The 21,561-nt window shown below is 38.8% G+C and carries 19 protein-coding genes, 3 tRNA genes and 1 pseudogene; 20 read left to right on the plus strand and 3 right to left on the minus strand.

Going from position 1 to position 21,561, the window contains the following annotated elements; translation table 11 throughout:
* Positions 1 to 16 precede the first annotated feature (16 nt).
* From purH to LKD20_RS07610, 9 genes are all read left to right on the plus strand, one after another.
* Positions 17 to 1,546 carry a bifunctional phosphoribosylaminoimidazolecarboxamide formyltransferase/IMP cyclohydrolase gene (purH, locus tag LKD20_RS07570; protein WP_227721350.1) on the plus strand — a complete coding sequence of 510 codons (1,530 nt, stop codon included), beginning with the start codon at positions 17 to 19 and terminating at the stop codon, positions 1,544 to 1,546.
* Positions 1,547 to 1,638: 92 nt separating this feature from the next.
* A complete protein-coding gene (gene purD, locus LKD20_RS07575) occupies positions 1,639 to 2,901 on the plus strand; it encodes a phosphoribosylamine--glycine ligase (RefSeq protein WP_227721351.1) in 1,263 nt (420 codons plus the stop codon).
* A gap of 298 nt (positions 2,902 to 3,199) precedes the next feature.
* Positions 3,200 to 4,342, plus strand: a complete 1,143-nt coding sequence (locus LKD20_RS07580) for an isochorismate synthase (protein WP_227721352.1) — start codon at positions 3,200 to 3,202, stop codon at positions 4,340 to 4,342.
* 39 nt (positions 4,343 to 4,381) lie between these two features.
* Positions 4,382 to 6,172, plus strand: a complete 1,791-nt coding sequence (menD, locus tag LKD20_RS07585) for a 2-succinyl-5-enolpyruvyl-6-hydroxy-3-cyclohexene-1-carboxylic-acid synthase (protein ID WP_227721353.1) — start codon at positions 4,382 to 4,384, stop codon at positions 6,170 to 6,172.
* Positions 6,169 to 7,029, plus strand: a complete 861-nt coding sequence (menH, locus tag LKD20_RS07590) for a 2-succinyl-6-hydroxy-2,4-cyclohexadiene-1-carboxylate synthase (protein WP_227721354.1) — start codon at positions 6,169 to 6,171, stop codon at positions 7,027 to 7,029. The genes menD and menH overlap by 4 nt, the downstream gene beginning before the upstream one ends.
* A 4-nt stretch (positions 7,030 to 7,033) precedes the next feature.
* Positions 7,034 to 7,876, plus strand: a complete 843-nt coding sequence (gene menB, locus LKD20_RS07595) for a 1,4-dihydroxy-2-naphthoyl-CoA synthase (RefSeq protein WP_005387880.1) — start codon at positions 7,034 to 7,036, stop codon at positions 7,874 to 7,876.
* Positions 7,877 to 8,021: 145 nt separating this feature from the next.
* Complete coding sequence (gene menE / locus LKD20_RS07600) at positions 8,022 to 9,407, plus strand: o-succinylbenzoate--CoA ligase (protein WP_227721355.1); 1,386 nt, start codon at positions 8,022 to 8,024, stop codon at positions 9,405 to 9,407.
* Between the two features lie 7 nt (positions 9,408 to 9,414).
* Complete coding sequence (gene menC, locus LKD20_RS07605) at positions 9,415 to 10,566, plus strand: o-succinylbenzoate synthase (protein ID WP_227721356.1); 1,152 nt, start codon at positions 9,415 to 9,417, stop codon at positions 10,564 to 10,566.
* Positions 10,563 to 10,940 carry a PaaI family thioesterase gene (locus tag LKD20_RS07610; protein WP_227721357.1) on the plus strand — a complete coding sequence of 126 codons (378 nt, stop codon included), beginning with the start codon at positions 10,563 to 10,565 and terminating at the stop codon, positions 10,938 to 10,940. Before menC ends, LKD20_RS07610 begins: the two co-directional genes overlap by 4 nt.
* Positions 10,941 to 11,091: 151 nt before the next feature.
* Here LKD20_RS07610 and LKD20_RS07615 read toward each other — a convergent pair whose 3' ends face one another.
* Entirely contained in the window at positions 11,092 to 11,709 is a 618-nt protein-coding gene (locus tag LKD20_RS07615; protein ID WP_227721358.1) for a DUF2939 domain-containing protein, read from the minus strand.
* Between the two features lie 257 nt (positions 11,710 to 11,966).
* Between LKD20_RS07615 and LKD20_RS07620 the strand changes: the two genes are divergently transcribed.
* The 6 genes from LKD20_RS07620 to LKD20_RS07645 all read left to right on the plus strand — a co-directional run bounded on the left by LKD20_RS07620 (position 11,967) and on the right by LKD20_RS07645 (position 15,280).
* Positions 11,967 to 13,181 carry an inverse autotransporter beta domain-containing protein gene (locus tag LKD20_RS07620; RefSeq protein WP_227721359.1) on the plus strand — a complete coding sequence of 405 codons (1,215 nt, stop codon included), beginning with the start codon at positions 11,967 to 11,969 and terminating at the stop codon, positions 13,179 to 13,181.
* A 365-nt stretch (positions 13,182 to 13,546) separates the two neighbouring features.
* Positions 13,547 to 13,622 (plus strand) — tRNA-Asp (locus tag LKD20_RS07625).
* Between the two features lie 21 nt (positions 13,623 to 13,643).
* Positions 13,644 to 13,719 (plus strand) — tRNA-Phe (locus LKD20_RS07630).
* A gap of 12 nt (positions 13,720 to 13,731) precedes the next feature.
* Positions 13,732 to 13,817 (plus strand) — tRNA-Leu (locus LKD20_RS07635).
* A 523-nt stretch (positions 13,818 to 14,340) separates the two neighbouring features.
* Complete coding sequence (locus tag LKD20_RS07640) at positions 14,341 to 14,538, plus strand: helix-turn-helix domain-containing protein (protein ID WP_227721360.1); 198 nt, start codon at positions 14,341 to 14,343, stop codon at positions 14,536 to 14,538.
* Positions 14,539 to 14,755: 217 nt separating this feature from the next.
* Entirely contained in the window at positions 14,756 to 15,280 is a 525-nt protein-coding gene (locus LKD20_RS07645) for a hypothetical protein (protein WP_227721361.1), read from the plus strand.
* A 40-nt stretch (positions 15,281 to 15,320) separates the two neighbouring features.
* On the opposite strand, the gene pgtP is transcribed toward LKD20_RS07645, so the two are convergent.
* Positions 15,321 to 16,694: a phosphoglycerate transporter PgtP gene (gene pgtP, locus LKD20_RS07650; protein ID WP_304951789.1), complete on the minus strand. Its 1,374-nt coding sequence runs from the start codon at positions 16,692 to 16,694 to the stop codon at positions 15,321 to 15,323.
* Positions 16,695 to 17,171: 477 nt separating this feature from the next.
* On the opposite strand from pgtP, the pseudogene LKD20_RS07655 reads away from it, so the two are divergent.
* A pseudogene (locus tag LKD20_RS07655) lies at positions 17,172 to 17,357 on the plus strand (type II toxin-antitoxin system RelE family toxin); the annotation flags it as partial.
* A 10-nt stretch (positions 17,358 to 17,367) separates the two neighbouring features.
* Positions 17,368 to 17,580, plus strand: a complete 213-nt coding sequence (locus LKD20_RS07660) for a hypothetical protein (protein WP_227721362.1) — start codon at positions 17,368 to 17,370, stop codon at positions 17,578 to 17,580.
* A gap of 109 nt (positions 17,581 to 17,689) precedes the next feature.
* On the opposite strand, the gene LKD20_RS07665 is transcribed toward LKD20_RS07660, so the two are convergent.
* Positions 17,690 to 18,481: a carbon-nitrogen family hydrolase gene (locus LKD20_RS07665; protein ID WP_227721363.1), complete on the minus strand. Its 792-nt coding sequence runs from the start codon at positions 18,479 to 18,481 to the stop codon at positions 17,690 to 17,692.
* 317 nt (positions 18,482 to 18,798) lie between these two features.
* Between LKD20_RS07665 and LKD20_RS07670 the strand changes: the two genes are divergently transcribed.
* From LKD20_RS07670 to LKD20_RS07680, 3 genes are read left to right on the plus strand one after another with little or no spacing between them, the layout of a single operon-like run.
* Positions 18,799 to 19,602: a polysaccharide deacetylase family protein gene (locus LKD20_RS07670; RefSeq protein ID WP_227721364.1), complete on the plus strand. Its 804-nt coding sequence runs from the start codon at positions 18,799 to 18,801 to the stop codon at positions 19,600 to 19,602.
* A gap of 11 nt (positions 19,603 to 19,613) precedes the next feature.
* Complete coding sequence (locus LKD20_RS07675; RefSeq protein WP_227721365.1) at positions 19,614 to 20,552, plus strand: phosphodiester glycosidase family protein; 939 nt, start codon at positions 19,614 to 19,616, stop codon at positions 20,550 to 20,552.
* Between the two features lie 8 nt (positions 20,553 to 20,560).
* A complete protein-coding gene (locus tag LKD20_RS07680; protein WP_227721366.1) occupies positions 20,561 to 21,502 on the plus strand; it encodes a hypothetical protein in 942 nt (313 codons plus the stop codon).
* Positions 21,503 to 21,561: the final 59 nt, after the last annotated feature.

Genomic DNA, 21,561 nt, shown 5'->3' on the forward strand with positions numbered 1-21,561 from the left:
CAAAGGAAGACGTTACATGATTAAAAATGCATTACTTAGTGTTTCTGATAAAACAGGTATTGTAGACTTTGCAAAGGGATTAGTTGAATTAGGTGTAACCATTTATTCCACAGGTGGTACTCTTAAGGCCATAACTGATGCGGGCATTGCAGCAAAAGCCGTAGAATCTTTGACTGGTTTTCCTGAAATGATGGACGGCCGTGTAAAGACATTACATCCAAAGGTTCATGGTGGTATTTTGGCAATCCGTGATAACGGGGAACATCAAAAAGCTATGGCAGATCATGGTATTGAACCAATCGACCTTGTGGTTGTCAATCTCTATCCATTCCGTGAAACCATTGCAAAACCAAATGTATCCTTAGAGGAAGCCATTGAAAATATCGATATCGGCGGTCCTACCATGGTGCGTTCTGCTGCGAAGAACCATGCGTATGTAGGCATTGTAGTAAATCCAAATCACTACGATGAAATCTTAACGATGCTTAAAGAACATGGTGAATTGACTAAGGAATATCGCTTTGGTCTAGCGAAAGAAGCCTTTGCTCATACGGCAGCTTATGACGTAGCTATTGCTAACTACATGAGTGGTATCTTAAATGAAGGTCCTACACCTCCAGAATATTTAAGTGCTTATGACAAGGTAACAGACCTTCGCTATGGGGAAAATCCGCATCAAAAAGCGGCATTCTACAAAGAAATCGGTAAAACCCATGGCATGGGTGCTTTGAAACAACTTCATGGTAAAGAGCTTTCTTATAATAATATCGTAGATATGGAAGCAGCTTGGAATATGGTGTGGGAGTTTACAGAGCCTGCAGCATGTATTATTAAGCATACAAACCCATGTGGTGCAGCTACAGCAGCTACATTGCATGATGCTTATGTAAATGCGTACGAAGCAGACTCCGTATCTGCCTTTGGTGGTATCGTGGCTTTAAACCGTGAAGTCGATGCTGCTACTGCAGGAGAAATGAGCAAAATTTTCTTAGAAGTTATTATGGCACCTGCTTTCACAAAAGAAGCATTACACATTCTTGAAGCGAAGAAGAATATTCGCCTTATCGAGTTATCTAAACCTGAGTCTGGCCAAGTAACAGTAAAAAAAGTCTCTGGTGGTCTATTGGTGCAAACAGAGGATGATATCCTAGAAGACCGCGCTCACTATAAAGTGGTTACAAAGGTACAACCAACAGAGGAACAATGGAAAGCCCTTGAATTTGCTTGGAAGCTTGTAAAACACGTAAAATCCAATGCCATTTTGATTTCTAACGAAAAACGTACACTCGGTGTTGGGGCTGGTCAAATGAACCGCGTTGGTTCTGCAAAGATTGCTCTTGAACAAGCTGGTGAATCTGCAAAAGGCGCTGTATTAGCATCTGATGCATTCTTTCCATTCGGTGATACTGTAGAAACAGCGGCAAAACATGGTATTGCAGCTATTATCCAACCAGGTGGATCCATTCGCGATGAAGAATCCATCAAAGCTGCTGATGAAGCAGGCATTGCTATGGTGTTTACAAGCATTCGCCACTTTAAACATTAATCGGTTGAGATATTTAGCTTATAGTTAAGCACAATTACTAACTATTTCTTCTACTATGAACTTGATGGCGTTTAGGCGCCGATGGAGGACTTATGAAAGTATGTGTAATCGGTAACGGCGGCCGCGAACATGCATTGGCATGGCGATTGTCCATCAGCCCTAGCGTAACAAAGGTATATGCCATTCCTGGCAGTGCGGCTATGTCAGATTGTGCAGAGCTAGTCGGCATTGATTGGCAGCAAAGCGATCATTTAATTCGTTTTTTGAAAGATAACCACGTCGATTTAGTCGTTGTTGGTCCAGAGGCTCCCCTTGTAGTAGGACTAGCAGATGTACTCAATAAGGCAGGCATTCCTGTGTTTGGCCCATCTAAAGCAGCTGCTCAACTAGAGGGCTCAAAGGTATTTGCCAAAGACCTTATGAAAAAACACAACATTCCAACGGCTGCCTATGGTGTGTTTCATAAGGTAGATGAAGCAAAAGAATTTATCGCTCAAACAGGTGCTCCTATCGTGGTGAAAGCTGACGGTTTGGCGGCCGGTAAGGGCGTTGTAGTAGCAATGACCGTGGAAGAAGCTAATGCAGCTGTAGAAGACATGCTTAGCGGTAATCGTTTTGGTGACGCAGGCAGCACCGTTGTTATCGAAGAATTCATGGAAGGCGAAGAAGCGAGCTTACTTGCCTTTGTAGATGGCAAGACTGTGGTGCCTATGATTGCGTCTCAAGATCATAAACGCATCTTTGATGGTGATAAAGGTCCTAATACTGGCGGTATGGGCACCTATGCACCAGCGCCAGTGCTTACAGATGCATTGCGTGATGAAGCGATGAAAACAATCTTAGAACCTATGGTGGCAGCCATGCAAAAAGAGGGCATGCCTTATGTAGGTTGCCTCTATGCAGGCCTTATGATTACGCCTCAAGGTCCTAAGGTTGTAGAATTTAATGCACGCTTTGGCGATCCAGAAACACAAGTTGTATTGCCATTACTTGATAGCGATTTAGGGCAAATCATGATGGCTTGTGCCACCGGCAATTTAACAGCTGATATGGTGAAATGGAAAGATTCCTCTGCTGCTTGTGTCATTCTTGCTTCTAAAGGATATCCTGAAACATCCTCCAAGGGTGATGTGATTCGCGGTGATATTAAACAACATGATACAACCATCGTATTCCACTCTGGCACGAAACTTGTTGGGGAAGAGTATGTCACAAATGGCGGCCGCGTGCTTGGCGTTGTGGGCCTTGGTAAAGACCTTAGAACAGCGCTCGATAGAGCTTATGGACGTATAGAACACATCAATTTTGAGGGCATGCAATATCGTACAGATATTGGGGCGAAAGCTTTCAAATAAACTAAAGGTCTTTTAAATCATGTAAACATGTATTTAAATAGTACAATAGCATTTCAAAAATATAAAAACCTCTACATTTATGCATAGCGCATGTGGTGTAGAGGTTTTTATTTTCTACCTTTTAATGGTTACCTATGTTATAATAATGTAGATATAAAGAGGGCCCATCGACGTGTGATGGCGTTAGGCTCATCTCAACATTTTGAAATCTATTGATGGCGCCTAATATGTAGAAGTGCATCTTCTACATATTAGGTGTTTTTACTATAGTCTATTTTTCGTATAGCGACATACAACTATGAAATATAACAAAGAACCGTTAAAACTGAATAGTCCGGTATCATTTTGGATGAATTTCCCCAATGAAGAACGCGTGTTTTGGGTGGATCGCCAAAGTGACCGCATCGTTGTGGGCGCTAAACGTCTAGCGACGGTTAAAGATGATGAGGATCGCCATAATTATGCTTATGTATTTTATGGGGATACTTTTTTTGATACTGTAAAAGACCCTAAATGGTCTAATATGGGTCATGAAATGATTGCTTTTACCCATTATTACATCGTAGAAAATGGAGAGTCCTTCTATCTACATGCTGGTGAAAGTGTATCCATTGAGAATTATAAGGTGCCTCGAGTTCATCACAACTACAAGGAAACCAGTGATGATAAGGCGGATTGGGACCGTTTGATGAATGCTATTGCCGATGGCATAAGCAGCGGTGCGATGACTAAGGTCGTCTCTTCTCGTGAGGTAGAATTTACTAGTGAAACACCATACAATGTGGCAAGTATCTTAGCTAATTTAGTCGATAATAATCCGAATTGTTTTATCTTTGGCTATGAAAAGGATGGGCGTACCTTTGTAGGGGCATCGCCAGAAATTTTAGTCCGCCATCGTGGCAGTGAAATACTTAGCTATGCACTAGCTGGAACAGCCCCAAAGGATGGTCCTAACGGGTGGACGAAGGAGCAATTACTAACTAATACAAAAAATATCGTTGAACATAATATTGTTCGTGACCGTATCGTAAATACGATGAAACAAATTACGCCAGATGTTACGGTGGGGGAAACCGGCATTATGGAGTTGTCTCACCTCTATCATTTGCGTACCATAATTACCGCAAAGGATAGTACAAAATCTCTTGTGGAATGGGCCAAATTGTTACACCCTACACCGGCCCTTGGTGGTGAACCTCGAGAAAAGGCGCTAGCCTTATTACAAGAGTATGAATCCCATGAGCGCGGTATGTACGCAGCACCTTTTGGCTTTATGAAGGATATGGGGGACGGCATCGTTGTGGTTGCTATTCGATCTGCTCTTATCATGGATAATGTATTGTATGCCTATGCAGGATGTGGCGTTGTAGCTGATTCTGATGCGGATGAAGAATACGCTGAAACTAATAATAAAATGCGCACCATTCTTGATGCTTTATAATTGTTTCCGTACCTCTAGGGGTGTTTGAAAGGGAATATAATGAATGAATATATTGCTGCCTTGGTAGATGAGTTCTACCAACTCGGCGTCCGTCATGCGGTGTTTAGCCCTGGTTCTCGTTCTACGACGATGGCCATGCTGTTCAAGGAGTATGAAGGATTTGAAACCTATATGAATATAGATGAGCGCTCTGCTAGTTTTATGGCTCTTGGCATTGCAAAGGCTCATAAGGAACCAACTGTACTCGTATGTACTTCCGGTTCTGCTGTGGCCCATTATTTGCCAGCTGTTTTGGAAGCTCAATATAGCGGGGTACCGCTCATTGTACTATCTGCTGATAGACCTCATACATTATTGCATGTAGGGGCTCCTCAGACTGTAGATCAACACAAAATCTTTGGTACTGCTGTAAACTACTATGAAGAATTAGCAGTGCCTCAAGAATCTCATTACTATACATATCCTCGCCAAGTGGCTCGTAAAGCGTATATGAAAGCGATGGATACGAAAAAAGGGCCAGTACATATTAATGTGCCTCTCTTTGAACCATTGGTGCCAGAATTGAGCCGTAACCATTTTGAGGCTGGTCGCAGTTCCTTTAAAGTGGTTAAACCAAACTATAGTAGTGTGTTTGGCTGTGATAATAGAAATAAGTTACCTCATATTAATAATGCAATTGATATTGCGCATGGAAATGATGGTACAAACGAGATTGATGATTTACTTGAAAGATATGAGCGTATCCTTATCCTAGCAGGCCCACAGATCGATATAGATGAAGCTAATACGATTCGTTCCTTTGGGGAGGCTTTACAAGCCCCTATTTTGGCTGACCCCTTGTCTAATGTAAGACGACGTTATAACTCGGCGGATAATCAAAGCAATAAAGAGGGGATTGATACTAATAATGTTGTTATCTCTACGTATGATGCATTATTGGCAGGGCAAGCTCTTTGGCATGAGTTGAAACCAGATTGTGTAATTCAGTTTGGTCAAATCGTTGTATCTAAACGTGTACAACAGATGATTGCTAGCTGGACTGATGTGGAGTATATTGAGGTAAATCCTACCATGGACTCCATGAACCCAACAGGTAAAACTACGATACAAATGCAAGCTAGCATTGATGTATTTACAAATTTATATGGCAAAAATAATAGCTCTGATACGTACTTAAACATATGGCAACGGTTGGAACAAGAGGGCAAGAAGCAACTAAGTACAGCTATCGATGAGCCTCATTGCTTTGAAGGCCGAACCATACGTGAGTTACAAGATCACATCCCTGAAGATGGACAAGTTTTTGTTGCCAATAGTATGACGATTCGCGATTTTGATTACTTCTGGTTCAGTGGAGAATCTAAGGTGGTTCTTTACGGTAATCGAGGTGTCAATGGTATTGATGGCACTATTTCTACGGCTCTAGGACTAGCAGCAAATGGTAAACCTACGTATTTAGTAACAGGGGATTTATCCTTGTTCCATGATTTGAATGGCTTGGCGGTAGCGAAAACCCATAATTTAAACTTAACTATTATTTTGCATAATAATGATGGCGGCGGTATTTTTGAATACTTACCTCAAAAGGGGACAAAGCATTTTGACTACTTGTTCTCTACATCACAAGGTTTAGATTACAGTGGGGCTGCCAAACTCTATGGTTGTGGCTATACTAAAATCTTCAGCCCTGATGAATTGGGTTCTGTACTAGATAAAATTAGCTCAGAATCAGGCGTTCATATCATTGAAATTCCTACAAATAGGGAATATAGCAGAGAATTGCATAAGAAGTATACAAAGGTTTCAGTTGATATGGAGGCATTACTATGAGTCAGTATTTTTGCAGTATTGTAGATAATGCTTTATGCAATCCAGCGCAGCGTATGTACTTTGATTTGGGTGATTATCGCTATGGCTTGACTGTAGTAGGCGATGGTGAGCCTATTGTGTGTTTTCATGGATTTTCGGAATCTAGTTATACTTGGGACTCCATTAACCTACCAGGCTATCGTTTAATCCGTATCGATTTGATTGGTCATGGTGATTCTGATATTCCTGAAGAGGATGAGGCCTATACAATCCCTAAAATGATAGAGGATTTACATACCGTTATTTATCATATGGTAGGTGATAGATATTATCTCATGGGCTACTCCATGGGGGCCCGTATAGCGCTTTCCTATGCCTTACAGTATGATAGCGAAATTCAAGGGCTTATCCTTGAAAGTGGTTCTGTGGGGATTGCTTCGGAGGCTGAACGAGCAGAACGACGCAAGGCCGATGAAGAATTAGCTCACCAAATCGAACATAACGATGGTTCTTGGTTTGCTTCCCGTTGGGCGGAGGCGCCTATTTTTGAAAGTCAAAAGCAGCTTTTACCAGCGGTCGCTGAATTAATTCATTTACGTCGTGCCCATAATAGCCCATTCGCATTAGCATGTACCCTTCGTGGGTCCGGCCAAGGTGTTATGACCTATGTCGGTGATCAGTTAGAAAAATTATCATGTAAAGGCCTATATGTGAGTGGCGCATTAGATACAAAATATACTACAATAGGAAGAGATGTATTTGGCAAGTTGCCAAACTTTAAATATGTCGTCGTCGAAGGGGCGGGACATAATGTACATATAGAAAAACCGCAAATGTTTGAACGAGCGGTATTAGATTTTTTACACAAGAAAGGTTAAGTCCATGAGCAAATTTGATTGGAAAGTATTGGATCGTAATTATGAAGATGTAATTTACGAAACATATAATGGCATTGCAAAGATTACTATTAATCGCCCACAGGTACGTAACGCATTCCGTCCTAAAACTGTTATGGAGTTAATCGATGCTTTCACAGTAGCTCGTGAAGATAACGAAGTAGGCGTAATCGTATTGACTGGTGCAAACCACGGTCAAGGTGAAGATAAAGAAGCATTCTGCTCCGGTGGTGACCAAAGCGTACGCGGTCATGGTGGCTATGTAGGTGAAGATAATGTACCTCGCTTGAACGTGCTTGATTTACAACGTTTGATTCGCGTTATCCCAAAACCTGTAATTGCTATGGTTAATGGCTTTGCTATCGGTGGTGGTCATGTATTGCACATCGTGTGTGACCTTACTATCGCTTCTGAAAATGCTAAATTTGGTCAAACAGGTCCTCGCGTAGGTTCCTTCGATGCTGGTTACGGTGCAGGTTACTTGGCTCGCATGATCGGTCATAAACGCGCTCGTGAAGTATGGTTCCTTTGCCGTCAATACACAGCTGCTCAAGCCTATGAAATGGGTATGGTTAACTGTGTTGTACCATTCGACAAATTGGAAGAAGAAACAGTTCAATGGTGTAACGAAATTCTTGAATTGTCCCCAATGGCATTGCGCATGTTGAAAGGTGCCTTCAACGCCGATACTGACGGTCTTGCAGGCTTACAACAATTTGCAGGCGACGCTACATTGATGTACTACACAATCGATGAAGCAAAAGAAGGTCGTGACGCATTCAAAGAAAAACGTAAACCGAACTTCAAACAATTCCCTAAATTCCCTTAATAGGAACGTATTACGAGTCCATTATTAGGAATGGGATGTATTGTAAAAACGACAAGTGCGCCTCTATATGAGGCGCCTTTCTTGTAATATCTGTGGTTATTAATTATTAATCATAAGACATTATCTTTAGATACGAGGTGAGACGATGGAATGGTTACGCTATGGTGCACAGCAGTATCCTAATCGCATATGTATAAATGAATATACCTATAACGATATATATGGCGGTGTGCTTCATGTGGCTAGTGAATTGCTACCTCTTGAAAGCTCCCGTGTGGCCATTTTATCGGACAACTCTGTTACTATGGCAATCTATGTACTGGCAGCTATGCTAGCTCATAAAGAGGTATTGCTGCTGAATGTACATCTTAAGTCCAATGAGATAGAAAACCAATTGAAACAATTAGGTATTACTACCGTATTACATAGTAAAGAACGACGTAATCAACTGCCTAGTTCACTACGTGCCATTGAGTTTGAACCGCTAGAATCCATTCTGTCTAATCTCAGTTTAGAGGATACTTTCGATTGGAACTTTAATGATGCAGACATTGCGGCCATTATGAACACTAGCGCTACAACAGGTCAGTTTAAATCAGTACCACTTCGATGGGGGCAAATTAGAGCTCATGTACAAGCGTCTCAAGAGGTGCTAGGTAAAACCGAACAAGATAATTGGCTTATGGTATTACCGTTGTTCCATGTAAGTGGATTATCTATTTTGATGCGATCACTTTATAATGGAACGGCTATCACTATATTGCCTAAATACGATGAGGCAAAGGTTTTAGAACTCATTGAAACCGAGAAAATCAATATGATGTCTCTCGTGCCTACTATTTTGACTCAATTAGAACCGAAGATTACACATCATACATTACGAGTGATTCTGCTAGGTGGCGAGTTTATTCCGATGGCCTTAATCGATGCTTGTGAGAAGAAATCATTGCCAATTTATAAGACCTATGGCATGACGGAAACCTTTAGTCAAAGCGTGACCTTCTCCGTATTAGACTACCCTCATAAACGAGATTCTGTAGGTAAACCATTACCTGGTATGCAGATTCGCATTGATAATCCTGATGCGGACGGAGTAGGGGAAATCCATTTGACGGGGCCTATGGTTATGACTGGGTATATCGACAAGGAACCTATCAACGGTGATCTTAATACAGATGATATTGGCTATGTTGATGAAGATGACTTTGTATATATTCTGAATCGCCGTAAAGACCTTATCATATCTGGTGGAGAAAATATTTACCCCAAGGAGCTAGAGGACCTAGTCTATACATTGCCAGTAGTGAAGGAGTGTACCGTTATACCTGTATCTGATCCTAAATGGGGGCAGGTACCAGCGCTATTTGTAGCCTTTCATGATGGTGAAAGTATGTCGGCCGATGAGATTCTATCCTTTATGACTTCTTCCTTGGCAAAGTATAAAATTCCTAAATATGTAAAAATTTTACCTGCATTGCCTCGTAATGGCACCGGTAAAATTGTGCGTAATGAACTTCATTTAGAAGATTGAGGCGTCTATGAATGATATTTTAAATTTTAAAAGTATAACTACATATCGCCTTAAACTACCGATGAAGTTTAATTTTAAAACCGCTAAGGGTGAGGTAAAAGAACGAGAAACCATTGTAATCCGCATTGAGGACCAACAAGGTTATGTTGGCTATGGGGAATGTGTGGCTTTCACAGACCCATTCTATACGGCGGAAACCGTAGATACATGTTGGAAAAAATTGGTGGATGATTATATATTTAATCTCCGCTTGATGCGGCCTAAACCGCTTATGACCTATGTACGGCAGCTACAATTCTGGTTAAATCGAGATAATATGCCTATGACCATTGCTGCTGTAGAAAATACCCTTATCAATCTTCATTGTGAGAGACTTGGCGTCAACTCTGTTTCCTATATTATGGGACAGCCCTTACAAGATACCATTGAAAGTGGCGTTGTCATAGGTGATGTACCGATGGAACAATTGTTAGATACCGTAGAAGCTCATGTGGCAAATGGTTGTAAGCGCATTAAGTTAAAGGTGAATCCTACAGATGGCTATGAACGAGTATCTCTCGTCCGCAAACAGTATCCCAATTTAGTTTTAGCTGCTGATGCGAACCAAAGCTATTCCTATGACGATATTGACAAGGTTCGTCAATTTAATGATTTGAAACTAGCCTGCATAGAAGAGCCTTTTGCTATGACGACGCTCCAATCCTATAAAGACTGGAAGTGGGAACGTCTTAACAAGGATGATTGGAACATCGAAACACCTATCTGTTTAGATGAATCTATATTAGGCTATGATGATTTGTCCTATGCTATTGAATATGGCCTAATTGACGTTCTTAATATAAAAGTAGGGCGCATGGGCGGTCTTGTGCCAACGAAGGCAGCTATTAATCTTTGTAGAGAAAGTCATATTCCGTATTGGATTGGTAGCATGGTGGAGTCTGGAGTTTCTAAAATGCTCCATGCTCAACTCGCTGCACTAGGGGATTCCTATATGGCAGGAGACTTATCGGATTCTAATAGATACTTTGAACGTGACTTGATCTATCCTGACTTAACATTTAAAGATGGTGTTATGCATGTGCCTGATGGTGATGGGCTGGGTGTAACTGTTTTTGATGATAGATTAGAAGCGTATTGCGTGGAGAAACGAACACTATGAATTTGATTGAATCTTTACAAATTGAAAAGCCTCATATGACAAGTGAAACTACATGTGTGGCAAAAATGAATTTAGGTGACTTTCATAAGCAACCGCAAGGTTACCTAAATGGAGGAGCGACTTTAGCCTTTGCAGAAATTGCAGCTGGAATGATGAGTAACGAATTCATTGGTGCTGATAAATTTGGCGTAGGTCAATCTATTACAGCTAATCACTTGCGTCCTGTACGATGTGAAGGCTCTTTAACGGCCCATGGTACACTATTGGTAAAAGGGAAGACCTCACATGTATGGCGCTTTGATATGAAGGACGATGCAGAACGACTCATCTCTCAAGTGACCGTAACATTAGCCATTGTGGACTTTGATCGGTAATAGATAATAACAAATAACTAATAACTAGTACGTAATACGTAATAGGTAATAGATAATGATAAAAGGACAGTAAATACTATGTTAGTATCTACTGTCCTTTTTAGGTTCTGTATAAGTTAATAATTATTTATTGCTTATTGCTTGTTACTAGCTATTTACGAGTTACTGTATATAAGTCTTCTATATCTGGAATATCATAAATAACCCATGTGCCATCACCTAAATGACGCATCAAAACTCGTATATCCTTTGTCATATTCTTTTTGTTGTTTTGTATTGTTACGGTTACGGTAGCCGTATCTCCATCATCTTCAGATTTGATGTTTTTAACCTCTACATCATGCTCCTTGAAGAGGCGGCCATCTACAAGACGGTCGACCATGGACATATTGTCATCGTTTTGAGCCGTATTAGTAGAATCTGTTGAAGATGGCTGAGATTTAAAGCTATCTGGATCTTCGATATATTTTCGCATCACATCTTCGATTAAAGATGGACCAAATGTCTTAGCTGCTGCAATAGTTGCTTTACCAAATGGATTAGATGTATCTATATATTTATTGCCTTCCCGCTCTAAGATATTTTTTACAATAGATTTTGTATCTATGTGGCGTAAAGCTTCATCGGCATCTTTATCTTGAACAGCTTGATGAATAATTTTCAGCGTATAGGCTGGTGTGTGGGGAATGTACCACATGAAATACCATGCTGCTGCTAACGCACCTACAATAGCAATAATTAAGATGGTTATAAGTGATTTTGATTTCATTGTATTGCTCCAAAGTATTTTATATTACATTCTTATTATTTATATAATATATATTTATTTTATCATAGTCAAAGACGATTCACTATAACTATTAATTAGTACTATTTAAAACAGTAGAACCTTCAAATATATGTACTAATAAACTATAGAAAATATATATGCTATAAAGTGGATAGGATATATTATTGCTTTAGCTAATTAAAGAATATATAATAAAAGTATCTTTCATAAAAATTCCATATAAAGAAGGGGAGAGTATGTTTAGTAAAAAGGTTATTATTAAATCTTTAGTATGTACAGCATTGACATGTAGTTTTGCTACATGCGCATTAGCAGCAGATAAAGATAATGGAGAAAAAGTTCAATCAAGCTGGATGGATCGTACTGATATTGGTATTGGTTTTAAAGGAAGCCAGGAAGATTCCTATCATGATTATGCAATGCCTAATAAACAAATAACTGATAATAATCTAAGCTATGATACACGATTCCATTATCGTAATCATAACTCTAAGCAGAAAGTGAATACACAGTATTTTATAGAGACGTTACAACCCATAAAACAATATGGTAAAGATGGCAAATCCATGGTGTTTGTACAAGGACGATTAGATGGTAATGGTGGCGAAAAAGTTTCCACTACTACATATTGGAATGGTTCGGATTCAGATTTTGGAAGAATTGACGGTCAAGGTACCTATATTGATAAAGGTGAAGTAGTAAAACATGATACGCTTGGTGTTGTCGGTACTGCTGGTGTTGGCTATCGTCGCCTTAGTACACATGAGCATGCCTACTTCGGCGCCAATGTATTCTATGACTATGCATTTAAGGATAAACTTTCTCGTGTTAGTGCAGGATTAGAATATGTAGCTGGTCTAAATACGATTAGTGTCAATGTATACCATGGGCTATCAGAAAAAACGGTGGGTCCTTATCACGTTAGTATGTCTTTACGTCAAGTACCACGGGCAATAGATTTCCATGATAGCTTAAGTTCACCGCCTGATGGTATTCGAAAAACACCTCGATATTCTTATGAACATGTATTGGACGGCTTTGATATACGGTATACACGCGATTATAAGAATGCTCGTTGGCTATCTAGTTATGTGGAAGGATATCATTGGAAAACAAAAGCGCCAGGAGAACATCCAGAAGAGATGTACTATATTGACCAACATAAGTGGCAATCTATACATGGATTAAAGGTAGGCGCTAAAATGAATGTGACGCCTCATATTTCTGTAGATCTAGGAATTGGTAAAAGTAATATTAGTTCTGTAGAACCTTATGTATCAGTTATGTACACATTGGGTAAATCTCGATATGCGTACTTCGGTGGTAAGCATAGTGAAAATGTGATAAACACTGCACGTTCTAAGGTATTCGATAAGGTCAAACGTGGTGATATGAAGGTTGAGTATTATTGGGAACAAGACTTGCGTGATGGTCCTTGGGATCATTTGTAATTTGTATCATACTTGTAAAAATACCATAATAAACAATTTTATATAATTATGTTAAAATTGGTACCTAGTTTTCGTTAAAGAAATTTAGGTGCCAATTTTATTATTATCCTTAAGCTGGTTTTTTAGATAGTCACAAATCAGAAAAAGTATCCGCTTTACAGGCGCTTTGATTTCTGTAATTATAGGTATAATTTGTAGTATATTCAAGCATACTAAATATAAATGGCTAATATTTGAGATTTTTAATAGATAATTCCTAATTTCATATATTTTGGAAAAATTCATCAAAAAATTAGAAAAAAGTACTTGCATTAGTAGGTTACCTCATGTTAATATATACGAGTAGTCAACGAGAGTTGATACGCGGCCCCGTGGTGTAGCGGTTAACATGTCGCCCTGTCACGGCGAAGATCGTCAGTTCAAATCTGATCGGGGTCGCCATTTTTTTTTTACAAAAAACGTGCCTCGGTAGCTCAGTTGGTAGAGCAACGGACTGAAAATCCGTGTGTCGACAGTTCGATTCTGTCCTGAGGCACCATTTGTATTCCATGCGGTTGTGGTGGAATGGCAGACACGCCATCTTGAGGGGGTGGTGAGCGTACGCTCGTGAGGGTTCAAGTCCCTCCAACCGCACCATTTCTATAAGCTAATTAACAGATTGTAACGAACTGTAACAAACGATAACGGACATAGAAGTTATATAGCTATTTGGAAAGGGAGGATGTAACAAATCGTAACGTATTGTAACGATAATTTGCCCCTTTTCTGCCCCTTAAAAAAATAAATATTTGCCTCTTTTATATGAGGGTTATAATAGGCCACTGCATATGATGCGGTGGTTTTTTGTTTGTAAAAATTAAAATAAACAGTTGTTTTTTGTACACAATATAGGGTATAAAGAGTGTAAGAAGGTGAAACCATTGAAAAGGAAGAAAATAAAAAAGTGGCTACCGTTAATAACCGCGTTTATCCAACTAGCAATAGCGATAATACAGTTATTAAATCAGTAACCACAAACCACAGGGGCTCGAAAGAGCTCCAATCTTCCTTAGTATTATACCAAAGGAGAGCATATGATTTCAAGATTAACTTTAATAATTAGTATTATTGCCCTTATATTATCCGTTTATAATTTATTAGTAATATTAGGAGTGCTGAAATGAAATTAGAGGATGTAATGACAACACAAGAAGCTGCAGAACGATGGAATGTTACGGCTGATGCATTGAAACAGAATTGTAGAGGCCGAGTAAAGAATGGATTTAAGGAAGGTGAGTTTAGAAAGTCTGGGAAAATGTGGCTTGTAACAAGGCAAGGAATGGAAAGGCTATATGGTGAAGAGGAAGCTAATTCATAACAAAATAAATACTCTAATAAATGGATAATACATAATTGGGGAGTCGCTTTATAGAATATTTATACTATAATAGTATTAAAAACAATCCCCCCACATCCTTTTAGAACCGACATAGTCTTATGTGAGGCTTTTTGCTATATCTGTATTGGCAGAATTTTATATTATATGTACAATCATAGTAATTAATAATATATTGATTTTAGTATGAGAGAATTTTATGAAATTTAACTATGGCGAGACGCTGCGAATCCGAAATGATTTATATACAATCCTAGGCAAAATTCGTTACATTGATACTCATGGGGCAATTTGGTATAAGTATAAGCTGGTTAAGCATAAAAATAATGCTGAATTTTGGATCTGTTGGAATAAAAAACGTGGCGTATATCAGTTTACAAAGTTGTGCAGTAAAGCGATGCCATCTGATATGAATTTAGTACATCGTGGCTATCAGATGGTTATAGGTACAAGAGGGGATATAGATATAGATATAGATATTGCGGCTGTAGTTCGTTATGAAAAGTATGAAGATGCTAATGGTACTCATATATTTATTGTTGAAAAAGGTGTTCATACGACCGAGTATTCAAAAGGGGTTTATGTTGATAAGGAATATGTATCTATTGAAAGTGATGCAGAGATAACTAAGCCTATTCTAGATAAAATGGATACCATTAAGAAAATGAGGTTTATAGGCCCCATAATTTGGTTTCTGGCGAACTTATTAAATAATAAAAGGTAGTAACAATTTTTTGTTACTACCTTTTTGTTTGCTCTAGAATTTAGTTGTTAGCTTCAGCTGGTTGAAGTTGTTCGAGTTCTGCTTCTTTAGCATCCAATTCTTTTGCACCAAAGTGGGCAAGTACACAGAATGTAATACAAAGAATACATGCTACCATTAGGAGATAGAAACCTGCATTCCAACCGAATTTATCTGCTAAAACACCAAATAGTGTTGTACCAAGGTTGGCACCTACGATGTAACTCATAAAGCCACGAAGACCAACAGCAGAGCCTACAGCGAATGGAGGTACAATATCCATAGTTTGTACAGATGCTAAGAATTGAGGAATGTAGATTAAGCAACCTACGACAGCAGCAAAGAATGTAACCCATAAGAGGGATTCACTTTGCCAATAGCCAAAGATACAGAAGAAGATAATACTTACTGCAATGATTGCTGGTGGCATACGATAACCTTTGAAGAAGTTATCGGAAATGTAACCTGCAAAAAGTGTAGAAGGAATGGCTGCCCATTCAAAGAATAAAAAGGCGATGGACATTTCAGCCTTAGAGAAGCCTTTTACTTGTAATAAGTAAATCGGCAACCATGTAAGCATACCAAAACGAATCATGTAAACGAATGTATCAACTAGAGATACATACCAAGCATTTTTATTTTTTAATACATATTGTACAAAGATTTGTCTTGTGCTTAGGTGAGGTGCTTCTGCACTTCTATGTGCTTTATGAGATGTATCGGCAATGATTTCACTAGTTGGCGGCAAGCCTTCGCGTTCAGGACTTTCTTTAATCAAGAAGCAAATAATAACAGCTACTATAATTGCAATAATTGCAGGAATACCATAGCTGCCTAATTGCCAGTGATCGGTAGTAGTGAAGTATAGCGCAGCGGCTACGATTGGTGCTACGATACCACCACCAAGATTATGGGAGATATTCCAAATTGCCCCAAAGCGACCACGTTCCTGTTTTGGATACCATTTAGCAAGTGTGATGAAGGATGGACCTACACCAAAGCCTTGGAAGAAACCATTAAGAACTACTAATACTAAGAAGAAGGCGAGGCTGTCGGCAAAGCTCATAAAAATGTTGATAATTGCACAGCAAATAAGGCCGAAAGCCATAAATTTTGCAGGGCTTGCTTTGTCGGCAAGACTACTCATGAAGCCTTTACTTAGACCATAGGCGATAAGCATACCACTAGATAACAAACCGATTTCGGTTTTGCTCATGTGTAAGATATCTGATAAAAAATGAGTTGATAAGGCAAAGTTGTTACGAACAATATAGTATGCTGCGTAACCAATGAAAATACCGATTAAAGATTGGAATCTGTATTTATAGTATAGATTCATAATCATATTCTGTGGTACAGATGATTTTGCCTCTTTTGGTTGTAGAAATGAAAACATTATTATTACCTTTCTTTCTTAATAACCAAATTCTAGTGCACTGCTAATACTACCACTTATAGATGATTTATGTAAATGATTTATGGTACGAAAATAAGCGTTTATGTCATGAAATTTATTAATAATACAATTTATATAAATATTTTGCAAGTATTTATTAGTAAAAAGAAAAAGATAAAATTTTTCTAAAATATTGACAAAGTTATTTTATAATTGTATATTAAAGGTGACATACTGGCGTGTCGTTAAAGGGACTTAGAGAGAGTTAGCCAGACTGACATACGATATAGTTCGAGAGTAACTATATACATAAAAAGGCATGCCGCTGAGAGACGAGAGAAGGGTGGTGTGCCTTTTTTGTATGCCTAATTTCTGAAATATAAAATTTTATTAAAATAGTACTGTTTGTGTGTTTAAAGAATAGACTAAAACCTCCCTATGTAATACAATGTATTATCAACGCAACGTTATCTCTTTAATTGGCTTATCAAGAATGTAGATAATGTAGAAAACCCTAGGTACTCAGGAAAATCATTGACATGTAATAAGCCTGGCCTTTGGCATTATCGCATTGGTAATTATAGAGTCATTGCTGATATTAATGATGATAGATGTATTATTTTAGCGTTAGAAGTTGGATATCGAAAAGATATTTACAAATAGAGGATATACTATGAAATACTTACGTCGTGAACTTAATCAAGTAGAAAAAGAATATTTAAAACAATTTGGACAAGACTCTTTGAACCGTGTCGTTCTACACGATCCAAATACAAAGGATAAACAAGAGGTACAAGATACGATTGATATTCTAAAAGCCGCTATGGCTAAAAATAAACCTCTAGAACAAGTTCCAGAGGATATGTGGAAGCTTATTGAGTTTTAAAGGATGAATCATCTATTTCTTACATACAGCTCAATAAAATAAAAGGCACATTGTTAATCGAATGACCTTCCTAATTTGAGGAGGTAGTTCAAAGCAATGTGCCTTTTTGTTATAGGTTATAGAGTTCAGGTTTGCGATCTCTAAAGATATTAATTTTGTTACGGATATCTTCGACTACAGCGAGGTCGATGTCTACGGAAGCAATGCCTTCATTAGTGTCCATTTCGAGTAGGTTGGTACCCCATGGGTCATATACAGCAGAGTGGCCTGTGCTTTGGACGCGGCCCACTGTGCCACAGCCGTTTACGGCGCAGACGAAGAGTTGGTTTTCAATAGCCCGCACTTCATTGAGTACTTGCCAGTGGCGTAGACGCATTGTAGGCCATTGAGCAGGCACAAATAACAATTCTGTGCCTGGTAATGCCGCCATTCTTACTAGTTCAGGAAAACGGATGTCGTAACAGATGACCGTGCTACAAGGTATTCCGTCTAGTTCAAAATGCGTAGTATGAGTACCGCTAGCAAAGTATTTGTCTTCCTTAGCAGGGCTAAAGCCGTGCATCTTAGAATATTCACCTACAAGTTCACCGCTTCGGTTGTAAACATAGGATGTATTAAATACGAGATTTTCTTTTGCAACTGCTACAGATCCGCCTACAATATTTACATTATGTTCTTTAGAAAATGCACTTAATAAGGCTTTTGTGCGTTCCCCATTGTTATCAGCGATATTGATTAACTCTGTAGATGGATAAAAGCCGGTGTTCCAGGTTTCCGGTAATACGATAATATCTGGATTTTCAGATAGGGCCTGATTCAATAATTCTTGAACTCGATTGTAGTTATATTCTACGTCGTTTACGTGGACATCCATTTGTATGAGAGTAAGACGTTTTTTCATGGTAAATCCTCTGTGTATTAAAATAGTATAGTTTACGTTATATAGTATATAATTAGAATATTAAAGCATTATTGAGCGTATTACAATATAACAATGGTAATAGTTTAAATACTATTCTTTTGTGGGAATGGATAAAATGGATTTAGATAACACTAGATGTACAGGCTATCATTGCCATAGGTATTCCAGATGAGCCTGTGTATCCTAGACCTAGAAAATCGATTGATGAGGTACTAGTAAAGCGTTAGTTTTTTACTAATCTTCATAGAAATGTTATAATATTCTGTATATAATTGTGTTCTAATAGAGGAGGACCTATGAAACGGATTCCATTGGTAACACTATTAGTTGTCGCATTGGCTGTGGTTTTAGCCGGATGTGGATTGCTTTCACAAAAAACGGAACCACCTAGTCCAACGGCGCCTGTAAAAGAAGTCAAAATGGTACATCCATCAGGTATTCCTGTTCTTATGTATCATAAAATTGGCGATGATAAAGATAATGATGCGGTTATTCGTGAGGATTTATTCAGAGAACAAATGAAGTTCCTCAAAGATAATGGTTATAATCCTTTAACGATGGATCAACTATATGATTATGTCGTAAATGGTGCAGCAGTGCCTGAAAAACCTGTTGTATTAACCTTTGATGACGGCTATGCAGATACGTATTCTATCGTATATCCAATTATGAAAGAATATGGTTTCGCAGCTACTGTGTTTATCAATCCTGGCGATGTAGGTACACGGTTAACTTGGGATCAAATTCGTGAAATGCATAAAAATGGTATTACCATTTCCAATCATGGATTCCAACATATCGAAATGGGCCAATTGTCTGAAGCTAAACAAATTGAAAATATTACAAAGGCTCAAGAAGCCCTTGCAAAAGAGGTGGGCATCAAGGATAATCCTTGGTTCTGCTATCCTTATGGAGATAAAAATGAATTCACCGATGTTGCTACCAAGAAAGCAGGTATCAAAATGAGCATGGCCATGAAATCTGGCTGGGCCCATACAGGTGATAATCCATATAACATATTGCGTGTTTGGGTTGGTAATGCTGTTGATATTAAACATTTTGAAGAACGCATTAGCACTGAACATTTCACTGATTTATAAGGAGAAATACATTGTTCAAAAAGAATTGGGTAAAGTTCATCATCATGGTGTTCTTATTTACCGTTGTAACTTCACCATTCGTGGTGCTCTTTGGACCATTTAATAATGTAAAGCGCGCCGTTATTGGTGCCATATTGCAATCTCGCCATCCTCATTACATTACATGGCTATTCAGTGAAGATGAATTGCAATCTATTTTGGGCACTGTTGGTGTTGTTAAAAGCCAAGATTTGTTTAAGTTTAATGCTCGTGAAGACAGGAGTTTAAACCTTGAAAAAATTCAGTCTGCTCGCTATGTAGGCTATATTCTTGAAATTCCAGATCCTCGTCGTATCGAAGTCGGTACAGCTGCTAATATTCAAGAAAAAGGCGATACTACAAGTAATATTGCGAAGATGAATAATGCGGTAGCTGCTATCAATGGCGGCGGTTTCCACGATCCTAATGGTACTGGTACAGGCCGTTTGCCTTATGGCTTTATTTTACATGATGGTGAATATGTCATCGGTAAAGATGTAGGACCTGAAGAGGCGGTAGACTTCGTAGGCTTCTCTAAATCTGGTAACCTTATTGCAGGTAACTACGATAAAACACAACTTAGTGATATGAAAGCCATGGAAGGTATTACCTTTGGGCCACCTCTTATCGTAGATGGTAAGAAGATGATTACCGAAGGCGATGGCGGTTGGGGCGTAGGTCCACGTACTGCTATCGGTCAAAAGAAGGATGGTACCGTACTATTCCTCGTAATCGATGGTCGTCAACCAGGCTATTCTCTTGGCGCTACACTACGTGACGTACAAGATATTCTATATGAAAAAGGTTGCTATATTGCAGCGAATTTAGATGGTGGTTCTAGTTCCACACTATATCTCAATGGTAAAGTAGTGAACAAACCAGCCGATTTGTTAGGGGAACGCATGATCCCAACGGCGTTTATCGTGAAATAGGAGGACACATGAAACCTTTTACGCGTGTACTGAGCGCCTTTGCGGTAGGTATTCTTCTGCAAGGTGGGGTGTACCTATACCTTGATCAATATATGTTTGCACCGACTACAGATTTTAATGTAGCCGGCGCTTCTAAGGATGATACTAAAAACTTCCCTGATATTAAGGAAGGTACTAAATATGTATCATATGACCGTCAGTTCATGGCGGTTGTTACTGAAAGCTCTTTGAAGATTTATAAGGCTAATGAAAGTAAGCCTACCACAATAGATTTGAAGGGCCGCTCTATTAGTTACTTTAGTTGGATGCCTGACCGTAACTATGCCATCATGGGTCTATATGACTCTAGAGAGGTTGTTATGGCTCGTCTCAATGCGGATGATCCTGAACATGAAGTAGATACAAAACTTGAAGATTTGCCTCGTAATAGTAAAATCGTAGATGCTGCGTATTCTGAAGCGACGAATGTTGTGTACATGAAGGTAAAAGTTCAAGAAAACGCATATCGTATTTATCGTACTGATGCGAACTATGATACGCGTCGCGTTTATATGCAGGCTACGGATATTGGCCATATTGGCGTATTCTATGATGAAGATAGATTCTTCTATGACAACGTTAAAACTGGTGATATCTTCATGTTTAACGGCATTGAAGGTGGTTGGCGTGTAATTAATCCACCAGGACGTTTCCGCCTAATTGGCGTTGATATGGATAAAACTATCTATATTGCTCGCGTGGATGAAGATAATAATGCCCTAACTATTTATACAGGTAAATTGGGTGTAGGCTTCAAACCAGTTTATAAATATAATCATCCTACTACATTCAATGAATTGACATTGTCCGATGTAAAAGACATTATCAAGAATGGTAGCGACGAAACTACAAAGGTGACAGAGGATGATACATCATCTAAATCATCTAGCGATAGTAAAAAGAAATCTTAAGAAAAGGCCTTTATAATGATTCATTATAAAGGCTTTATTCCTATACTCGTTTGTACTAT

The organism is Veillonella fallax (assembly GCF_020687175.1).
In the GTDB taxonomy this organism is placed as follows: Bacteria; Bacillota; Negativicutes; order Veillonellales; family Veillonellaceae; genus Veillonella; species Veillonella fallax.